This is a genomic window from Streptomyces sp. (assembly GCF_035563135.1).
In the GTDB taxonomy this organism is placed as follows: domain Bacteria; phylum Actinomycetota; class Actinomycetes; order Streptomycetales; family Streptomycetaceae; genus Streptomyces.
This window is the reverse complement of record NZ_DATMVN010000095.1, coordinates 1-9,312: the sequence shown is the minus strand read 5'-3', so window position 1 is coordinate 9,312 and position 9,312 is coordinate 1. Positions and strand designations below refer to the sequence as shown.

Below are 9,312 nucleotides of genomic sequence, written 5' to 3'. Positions count from 1 at the left end.
GAGCAGCCGGACCGGCCGCCGCGGATCGTGCGGCGGCGGCATGGCGGGGACCGCCTCCGGGTCGTGATGGACGGCCAGCAGCTCCCAGTCGCCGGTGGGCGTGCCGTACAGCGCGGCGAGGTGGGCGCGCACCTCGCCGTCGAGGTCCGGCGGCGGCGGGCCGGGCACCGTGGAGGTGATCAGGGTCCGGCCGCGCGGCGCGCGCGAGGGGTCGACCTCGCTCATCACCGCGGTGTGGGAGACCGGCCCCGAGCGGTCCGCGTCCAGCAGCAGACGGCGTCCCGTCGTCGGCGCCGGTCCGTCCCCGGCCGTGTGGTGCACCACGGTCACCGGATGGAACGCGGGCGTCCGCAGGCCCGGAAGCAGCTCGGCGGCGGCTCCCGCGCCGGTGGCCAGCAGGAGCGACCGGCAGCCGAGCTCCCCGTGCTCCTTGGTGCGTACGGAGGTGATGTCGGCGGCCGTCACGTGCACCCCCGTGCGTACGGTCCCGGGCGGCAGGGCCGCCGCCAGCAGCTCGGGCAGCGTCGCGGAACCGCCCGCGGGCACACAGAGCCGGCCGCGCGCGTAGTCCCGGAGGGCGAGGTCGGCGACACGGCTCGACGTGGTGAGCCCGGGGTCGCCGAGCAGCGCCGAGAGCAGGGGGCGCAGGAATCCGTCCACGACACGGGGCGGGAGGCCGCGCGCCGACAGCGCCTCGTGTGCGGCCCTGTCGGGCCTGGCCAGGATCCGGGACTCCGGGGTGGCGGCGAGACGGGCCAGCCAGGCGCCGAGCCTGGCCTGTTCGATCGCCCCGCCCAGGGGCGCGCGAGGGGCGCTCGACCGGGAGCGAACGGCACGGAGCGCGCCTCGGGCGCTCCGTATGTCCCCGGCGCGGTACTGCCGCCCCCCGCTGTGGACGAGCATCCCGGGGGCGAAGTCCCGCAGTACCAGTCCGTCGAGTCCCGCGGTGGTGTTCAGCTCCGGATACGCGGAACTGAGCAGCGGGCCCAGATGGTCGAGCCGGAAACCGTCCACGTCGTGGGTGGCCATCCTGCCGCCCACGTGGGCGGCGGCCTCCAGGACGCTGACGTCCACTCCTGCGCCGATCAGCCGGTGGGCCGCCGACAGGCCGGCGATCCCGGCCCCGATGATGACCACATCCGCGTGGTCTGCTGTGTGTGCCCTGAGCACGTGCCCCTCCCCGAGTCGGTACGACTGGTGGGTGGCTATTGCCCCCATCAGGCCCCCGGAATGCCCGCGTTCGGGCCGAGGCTAGGGGGATGGCCGAGAGAGGCGCAGCCGCGCGCGCCCCGGGCACCGGTGCACGGGGTCGCACGGAGGCCCGGCGCCGTGGCCCGGACCAGGCCAGGACGCGGTCAGCGCAGTGCGGCGCGGATGGCGTCGTCGATCCCCGGGAAGGCGAACGCGAAGCCCGAGTCGAGAAGTTGGCCGGGCAGCACCCGCTGGCTGGCCAGGACGTCCCCGGCGAAGTCGCCGAGCACGGCCTTCAGCACGGGTGCCGGGGCGGTGAACAGCGTGGGGCGCCGCAGCACCCGCCCCATGGCGGCGGTCACCTGGCCGTTGGTGACGGGGGAGGGGCCCGTGAGGTTCACCGGTCCGGACAGCGTCTCCGTGTCCAGGATGTGCCGCAGCGCCGCGATGTGGTCGTGCAGCGCGATGAAGCTCCAGTACTGCCGGCCGTTCCCCAGCCGCCCGCCGAGTCCCGCCTTGAACAGCGGGAAGAGCCGCCCCCAGGCCCCGCCCCTGCGGGAGACGACCAGACCGGTCCGGGCGTGGACCGTGCGCACGCCCGCCTCCTCGGCGGGAGCCGTGGCCTCCTCCCACTCCACGCACACGGACGGCAGGAAGCCTTCGCCGGGCGGTGCGCCCTCGTCGACGGCCCGGTCACCGGTGTCGCCGTAGAAACCGATGGCGGAACTGGACAGCAGCACCTTCGGCGGGGTGTCCAGGGAGGCCACCGCCTCGGCGACGGCCGCCGTGCCGAGCACCCGGCTGTCACGGATCTCCCGCTTGTACGCCTCGGTCCACCGGTGGTCCCCGACCCCGGCACCGGCGAGATGCACCACCGCATCGCAGCCGGCCAGGCCCGCCCCGTCGACGTACTGGCGCTTCGGGTCCCACTCGACCTCGTCGGCGGTCACGGCCGGACGGCGCACCAGACGCACCACCTCGTGCCCGTCGGCACGCAGCGAGCGCACGAGCGCCGCTCCGATGAGTCCGGTCGATCCGGTGACGGCGATACGGGAAGACGGCATGACGACCATCCTGCCCCATGTGCCCTCCGTCACGCGGAAGCGGAACGCCGGGCGGGGGACGCGGGACGCCGGGCGGGGGACGCCGGGGAGGGCGCGGGACGCACATGGCACGATGGCGCGCATGTCCGCGCCCCGGTTCCGGTCCCTCCGCCTTGTCCGCCCCGCCGTGCCCGAGGACGGGACCGCGCTCGGGGAGCTGGACCGGGCCACCTGGTCGACCCTCCACGCCGTGCAGCCGAGGCCGCAGCCGCCGTACGAGCCCTTCTTCGACGAGCGGCACCGGCCGGGCGAACACCTGGTCGCCGAGGCGGTCACCGGCACGGGCGGGACCGCCGTGGCCGGCTACCTCCGGCTGGGCCGCCCGACGCCGCTCGCCTGCAACGCCCACGTCCGCCAGATACAGGGCCTCGCCGTCGCGGACTGGGCACGGGGCCACGGCGTCGCACGGGCGCTGCTGCACGCCGCGTACGCCGAGGCCCGGCGGCAGGGCGCCGGACGGATCACCCTGCGCGTGCTGGGCCACAACAGCGCCGCGCGGGCGCTCTACACGGCCGAGGGCTTCGCCGTCGAGGGCGTCCTGCCCGGGGAGTTCTTCCTGGGCGGACGGTACGTCGACGACGTCCTGATGGGCCGTTCCCTGACGGCCTGAATCCCGGGCCGAAGAGCCCGTCCGGATGCCGGACGGGCCCCGGACCGGCCCGTCAGACCGGCCCGAAGCGTTCCCGGAGAGCGGGGTAGCGCTCCGCCAGTGCCGTGTCGTCGTCGAAGCCGAACGGCGTGCCCGCCGGTTCCGCCGGCTGCGGCGGCAGCCCGAGGTCGGGGGCGACCTGGCCGGTGAGCTGCTCATAGGCCTCGTCGGCGGCGTAGCCGAGGTCCTCCCCGTCCCCGTCGAGCTCCTCGTCGAAGTCCTCCAGCAACTCGGCGAGGCTGTCCGGATCGTGCACCGCGCCCTCGAAGACCTCCCGGCCCTGCCCGATCAGCCAGCACCGGAAGTAGTCGAACGCGTCGTCACCCGCCCCGCCCAGCAGCACCGCCGCCGCGCCCCACAGGTCCCAGCGGTACGCGCGGTTGTAGCGGGCCTCGAAGTGCCTGGCGAAATCCAGCACGGAATCGGGATCGAGCTGCACCAGCCGTTCGACCAGCAGATCGGCGTGGTCCTCGGGATCACCCTCGGCGGCCTCGCGGGTGCTGTCGATGATCTCCCAGAACTCCGTCTCGTCCATCACGGGTCCAGCATCGGTCCCGAGGGCGGGCGATGCATGCCCAGACACCGAAATGAAGCTTTCGGCATCACTTACGAGCCACTTCGGCGATAGAGCTCGCGCAGTCGTTCGGCGGTACCGGAAAAACGTTCGCGCAGGGTGGCGGGAGCCAGGACCTCCACCTCGGCCCCGAGCGCCAGCAGCTGGCTGTACGCCACCTCCTCGGACTCCACCGGCAGGACGACCGTGCGCCGGCCGTCCTCGCCGGGCCCGCCGGCCCCGGCCAGCGCCTCCTCGACGGCGGCCCGGTCCACGGTGTGCACCAGTCGCCGTGCGCCCTCCTCCGACAGCCGTACGGTCACCTCGGTACGCAGGATCGACCGGGCGAACTGCGCGGCCCGCTCCTCCCAGAAGCGCGGCAGGTCGAAGTCCTCGTCCCGGACGAAGCGGGCCTGCGACACGGTGACGGAGGTGAACCGGTCGATCCGGTACACCCGGAAGTCCTCCCCGGCCCGGGCGCAGAGGTACCAGACCCCGGCCTTCAGGACGAGTCCGTGCGGGGCCAGTTCCCGCTCCACATCGCCCGAGGGCCGGCGGCGGTAGGTGGCCAGGACCAGCCGGTCGTCCCAGACCGCCTCCGCGACGGCGGGCAGCAGCTCGGGGGCGGCCGGATCGTGGTACCAGCCGGGGGCGTCCAGATGGAAGCGCTGAGCGGCGGTGTGCGAGGCGTCCCGGAGCGAGGGGAGCAGAGCGGCCGACACCTTCAGCCGGGCGGCCGAGGCGGCGTCGTCGAGCCCCATCTCGCGCAGGGCGGAGGGCAGTCCGGACAGGAACAGGGCCTCGGCCTCATGACGGGCCAGCCCGGTGAGCCGCGTCCGGTAGCCGCCCACGAGCCGGTAACCGCCCGCCCGGCCCCGCTCGGCGTACACCGGCACACCCGCCTCGGACAGGGCCTGGGCGTCCCGGGTCACGGTGCGCTCCGACACCTCCAGCTCCCCGGCCAGCTCGGCGGCGGTCATCGAGGGCCGGGACTGCAGGAGCAGCACCATCTTGATCAGCCGGGCAGCGCGCATGGAACCCATTGTGGGGCGGCCGGCCGAGCGCGCCGGGGGCGGGTACCGGGCCGCCCCGGCACCCGCCCCCGCGCGGACTCACATCCCGTACTTCTCCCGGGCCTCCTTGACCTTGGAGACCGGGATCTCGCCACGGCGGGCCAGCTGGGCCAGCGCGGCGACCGCGACGGACTCGGCGTCGACGCCGAAGTGCCGACGGGCGCCCTCGCGGGTGTCGGAGAGGCCGAAGCCGTCCGTTCCCAGCGAGGACCAGTCCTGCTCGACCCACTGGCTGATCTGGTCCGGTACCGCGCGCATCCAGTCGCTGACCGCGAGCACCGGGCCCGGCGCGCCGGAGAGCGCCTGGGTCACGTAGGGCACGCGCTCCTCGCCGCGGAGCAGCGCGGCGTCGGACTCCAGGGCGTCGCGGCGCAGCTCGCCCCACGAGGTGGCGGACCAGACGTCGGCCGTGACACCCCAGTCGGCGGCCAGCAGCTCCTGGGCCTCCAGAGCCCAGTGGATCGCCGTACCGGAACCGATCAGCTGGAGGCGCGGTGCGTCCGCCGCGGCGGGCGTGCCCTCCTTGAAGCGGTACAGGCCCTTGACGATGCCCTCCTCGACGCCTTCGGGCATCGCGGGCTGCTGCTTCGGCTCGTTGTAGACCGTCAGGTAGTAGAAGACGTCCTCCGCGTCGGGGCCGTACATCCGGCGCAGACCGTCCTTGACGATCACCGCGATCTCGTACGCGAACGCCGGGTCGTAGTTGAGCGACGCGGGGTTCGTGGACGCGATCAGGTGCGAGTGGCCGTCCGCGTGCTGGAGGCCCTCACCCGTCAGGGTGGTGCGGCCGGCCGTGGCGCCGACGATGAAGCCCTTGCCGAGCTGGTCGGCGAGCTGCCACATCTGGTCGCCGGTCCGCTGCCAGCCGAACATCGAGTAGAAGATGTAGAACGGGATCATCGTCTCGCCGTGCGTCGCGTACGACGTGGAGGCGGCGATGAAGTCGGCCATGGCACCGGCCTCGGTGATCCCCTCGTTGAGGATCTGGCCGTCCTTGGCCTCCTTGTAGTACATCAGCTGGTCGCGGTCGACCGGCTCGTACGTCTGGCCGAGCGGCGAGTAGATGCCGGCCGAGGGGAACAGCGACTCCATACCGAAGGTACGGGCCTCGTCCGGGACGATCGGAACCCAGCGCCTGCCGGTCTCCTTGTCCCGCATGAGGTCCTTCACCAGGCGGACGAACGCCATGGTGGTGGCCATCTCCTGCTTGCCCGACCCCTTGTACAGGGCCTTGAACGCGCGCTCCTCCGGCTGGGGCAGCGCGACGGCGTGCACCCGGCGGGCGGGGGCCGGACCACCGAGGGCGGCGCGGCGCTCCTGGAGGTAGCGGACCTCGGGGGAGTCGGCGCCCGGGTGGCCGTAGGGGACCAGCCCGTCCTCGAAGGCGCTGTCCGGGATCGGGAGGCCGAGCAGCTCGCGCATGCCCTTGAACTCGTCGATCGACAGCTTCTTCATCTGGTGGTTGGCGTTCTTGGACTCGAAGCCCTTGCCGAGCGTGTAGCCCTTGACCGTCTGGGCCAGGATCACGGTCGGCGCGCCCTTGTGCTCGACGGCCGCGCGGTAGGCCGCGTACACCTTGCGGGCCTCGTGGCCGCCGCGGGAGCTGTAGAAACACTCGGCGATCTTCGCGTCGCTCAGCAGTTTCGCCAGCTCGGCGAGGGCGGGCTCGGCACCGAAGAAGTGCTCGCGGATGTAGGCGACGTCGCGCGTGGCGTACGTCTGGAACTGCGCGTCCGGGACCTCGCGCAGGCGGCGCAGCAGCGCGCCCGTGGTGTCCAGCTGGAACAGCTCGTCCCAGGCGTTGCCCCAGAGCGTCTTGACGACGTTCCAGCCGGCCCCGCGGAACGCGCCCTCCAGCTCCTGGACCACGCGGAAGTTGGCGCGGACCGGGCCGTCGAGACGCTGCAGGTTGCAGTTGATGACGAAGGTCAGGTTGTCGAGCTGCTCACGCGCCGCGAGGGCGAGGGCGGCGGTCGACTCGGGCTCGTCCATCTCGCCGTCGCCCAGGAAGGCCCAGACGTGCGAGTTCGACGTGTCCTTGATCTTGCGGTTGGCCAGATAGCGGTTGAAGCGCGCCTGGTAGATCGCCGACAGCGGGCCGAGGCCCATCGACACCGTGGGGAACTCCCACAGCCAGGGCAGCCGCCGCGGGTGCGGGTAGGACGGCAGGCCGTCGCCCCCCGACTCCTGGCGGAAGTTGTCGAGCTGCTGCTCGGAGAGGCGGCCGTCGAGGAAGGCACGGGCGTAGATGCCGGGCGAGGCGTGGCCCTGGATGTAGAGCTGGTCGCCGGAGCCGTCACCTTCCTTGCCGCGGAAGAAGTGGTTGAAGCCGGTCTCGTACAGCCAGGCCGCCGAGGCGAACGTGGCGATGTGACCGCCGACGCCGTACCGGGCGCCACGGGTGACCATCGCGGCCGCGTTCCAGCGGTTCCACGCGGTGATCTTCGATTCCATCTCCAGGTCGCCGTCGAACGCGGGCTCGGCGGAGGTGGGGATGGTGTTGACGTAATCGCTCTCCAGCAGCTTGGGCAGCGCGATACCGGCGCCCTCCGCGTGCTGGAGCGAACGCCGCATCAGATACGCGGCGCGGTGCGGGCCCGCGGCCTTGGTGACGGCGTCCAGGGAGGCCGCCCATTCGGCGGTCTCCTCGGGGTCGCGGTCCGGGAGCTGGTCGAGCTCGCTCGGAAGCTTTGCTACGGGGTCGGTCATGATCGCCGCCTTCCGGAGTGGAGGGGGGTGGAGAAGGCCCTGACTGGCAGGACAGGGCGATCGGGCCGGTGGGCCCGCGGATGAACTGTAAGTCGCCGATCGATGATCGATCAAAGGGTGAAGGGCAAAACTTCTCGATATGAAGAAAAGTGGCATGCGGTGCCGCGAAACGGGGCACCCAGTGACGGGATCAACGGGGCGAAACGGGCGCTGACCTGCACGAAGGAGCGCCGCGCGACGCAGATGGGCAGTGCGCCCGAGCCCGGTGCTCAGGCGCGCGGCGCGCACCCGAGCACATGCTGCTTCACCAGCACGGCGATCTGCGGGTCCCGCCGCAGGAACGCCTCGATGAGCGCCTCGTGCTCCTCCGCGTACGACTTCTGCACGGTGCCCAGCCAGCGGATCGACAGGGCCGTGAACACCTCGATGCCCAGCCCCTCCCAGGTGTGCAGCAGGACGGCGTTCCCGGCGGCCCGCACCATCTCCCGGTGGAAGGCCACCGTGTGCCGCACCTGCGCCTCACCGTCGGCCAGCCGGTCCGCCTCGTACAGCGCCGCCACATGCGGGGTGAGCGCCGAGCAGTCCTCACCGAGCACCGGGGCCGCCAGCTCCGCCGCGATCTGCTCCAGCCCGGCCCGTACGGGGTAGCTCTCCTCCAGGTCGGCCGCGGTGAGATTGCGTACCCGGACGCCCTTGTTGGGCGCCGACTCGATCAGCCGCAGGGTCTCCAGCTCCCGCAGCGCCTCCCGTACGGGCGTCTGGCTGACCTCGAGCTCGGTGGCGATACGGCGCTCCACGATCCGCTCACCCGGCTTCCAGCGCCCGCTGACTATCCCTTCCACGATGTGCTCGCGGATCTGTTCGCGCAGCGAGTGGACGACGGGCGGGGTCATGAGTGGCTCCTTCGGGGCGAACCGGTGCTGCCTGCGCCGACACGGCGGCCGGAGATGACCGGTGGTGCCTAGACAATACGGCGGCGCCCCCGCCCGGAAGTGTTCCGGACGGGGGCGCCGCTGGTGAGGCTGGTTACAGCTGTACGGCTCAGAGGCCGAGCTCGACCTCGAACTCGCCCGCCTCCAGGATCGCCTTGACCGTGGTCAGGTAGCGGGCGGCGTCGGCGCCGTCCACCAGACGGTGGTCGTAGGAGAGCGAGAGGTAGGTCATGTCGCGGACGCCGATGACGGTGCCCTCGGCGGTCTCGATGACCGCCGGACGCTTGACCGTGGCACCGATGCCCAGGATGGCCGCCTGGTTCGGCGGGACGATGACCGTGTCGAACAGCGCACCGCGCGAACCGGTGTTGCTGACGGTGAAGGTCGCGCCGGACATGTCGTCCGGGGTGAGGCCGCCACCGCGGGCCTTGCCGGCCAGCTCGGCGGTCTTCTTCGCGATACCGGCGATGTTCAGGTCGCCCGCACCCTTGATGACCGGGGTCATCAGACCCTTCTCGGCGTCCACGGCGATGCCGATGTTCTCCGAGTCGAAGTACGTGATGGTGCCCTCGTCCTCGTTGATCCGGGCGTTGACGACCGGGTGGGCCTTCAGCGCCTGGGCCGCCGCCTTCACGAAGAACGGCATCGGGGACAGCTTGACGCCCTCACGGGCGGCGAAGGACTCCTTCGCCTGGTTGCGCAGCTTCATCAGCTTGGTGATGTCGACCTCGATGACCGAGGTCAGCTGGGCCTGCGAGTGCAGGGCCTTCATCATGTTGTCGCCGATGACCTTGCGCATGCGGGTCATCTTGACCGTCTGACCGCGCAGCGGGGACGCCTCGACCTTCGGCGCGGCCTTGGCCGCCGGAGCGGCGGCGGCCGGAGCCGGGGCGGCAGCGGCTGCCTTGGCGGCCTCCGCGGCGGCGACGACGTCCTGCTTGCGGATACGGCCACCGACGCCGGTGCCCTTGACCGCACCCAGGTCGACGCCGTTCTCGGCGGCGAGCTTGCGGACCAGCGGCGTGACGTACGCGCCGTCGTCACCGGCGGACGCGGCCGGAGCAGCCGGTGCGGCGGGGGCCGGTGCCGGGGCGGCGGCCGG

Annotated in this window: 8 protein-coding genes; 1 reads left to right on the top strand and 7 read right to left on the bottom strand. The window is 72.5% G+C overall.

Annotation, left to right across the window (positions count from 1 at the left end):
* Together VN520_RS04025 and VN520_RS04020 are read right to left on the bottom strand one after the other, a co-directional pair.
* Positions 1–1,170 (bottom strand): FAD-dependent oxidoreductase (locus VN520_RS04025; RefSeq protein ID WP_325745441.1); only part of this gene is annotated, 1,170 nt, incomplete at its 3' end.
* 185 nt (positions 1,171–1,355) lie between these two features.
* Entirely contained in the window at positions 1,356–2,255 is a 900-nt protein-coding gene (locus tag VN520_RS04020; RefSeq protein WP_325745440.1) for a TIGR01777 family oxidoreductase, read from the bottom strand.
* A gap of 121 nt (positions 2,256–2,376) precedes the next feature.
* On the opposite strand from VN520_RS04020, the gene VN520_RS04015 reads away from it, so the two are divergent.
* The gene (locus tag VN520_RS04015; protein ID WP_325745439.1) at positions 2,377–2,904 is read left to right on the top strand and encodes a GNAT family N-acetyltransferase; all 528 of its coding nucleotides are present in this window, start codon (positions 2,377–2,379) and stop codon (positions 2,902–2,904) included.
* Positions 2,905–2,956: 52 nt separating this feature from the next.
* Here VN520_RS04015 and VN520_RS04010 read toward each other — a convergent pair whose 3' ends face one another.
* From VN520_RS04010 to sucB, 5 genes are all read right to left on the bottom strand, one after another.
* Complete coding sequence (locus tag VN520_RS04010; RefSeq protein ID WP_325745442.1) at positions 2,957–3,478, bottom strand: DUF4240 domain-containing protein; 522 nt, start codon at positions 3,476–3,478, stop codon at positions 2,957–2,959.
* A 71-nt stretch (positions 3,479–3,549) separates the two neighbouring features.
* Positions 3,550–4,530 carry a helix-turn-helix transcriptional regulator gene (locus VN520_RS04005; RefSeq protein WP_325745438.1) on the bottom strand — a complete coding sequence of 327 codons (981 nt, stop codon included), beginning with the start codon at positions 4,528–4,530 and terminating at the stop codon, positions 3,550–3,552.
* Between the two features lie 78 nt (positions 4,531–4,608).
* On the bottom strand, positions 4,609–7,278 hold the full coding sequence (aceE, locus tag VN520_RS04000) for a pyruvate dehydrogenase (acetyl-transferring), homodimeric type (protein ID WP_325745437.1): 2,670 nt from the start codon (positions 7,276–7,278) through the stop codon (positions 4,609–4,611).
* Between the two features lie 269 nt (positions 7,279–7,547).
* Entirely contained in the window at positions 7,548–8,171 is a 624-nt protein-coding gene (locus VN520_RS03995) for a GntR family transcriptional regulator (protein WP_325745436.1), read from the bottom strand.
* A 148-nt stretch (positions 8,172–8,319) separates the two neighbouring features.
* Positions 8,320–9,312: 2-oxoglutarate dehydrogenase, E2 component, dihydrolipoamide succinyltransferase (sucB, locus tag VN520_RS03990; RefSeq protein ID WP_325745435.1), on the bottom strand; the 993-nt coding region annotated here is incomplete at its 5' end.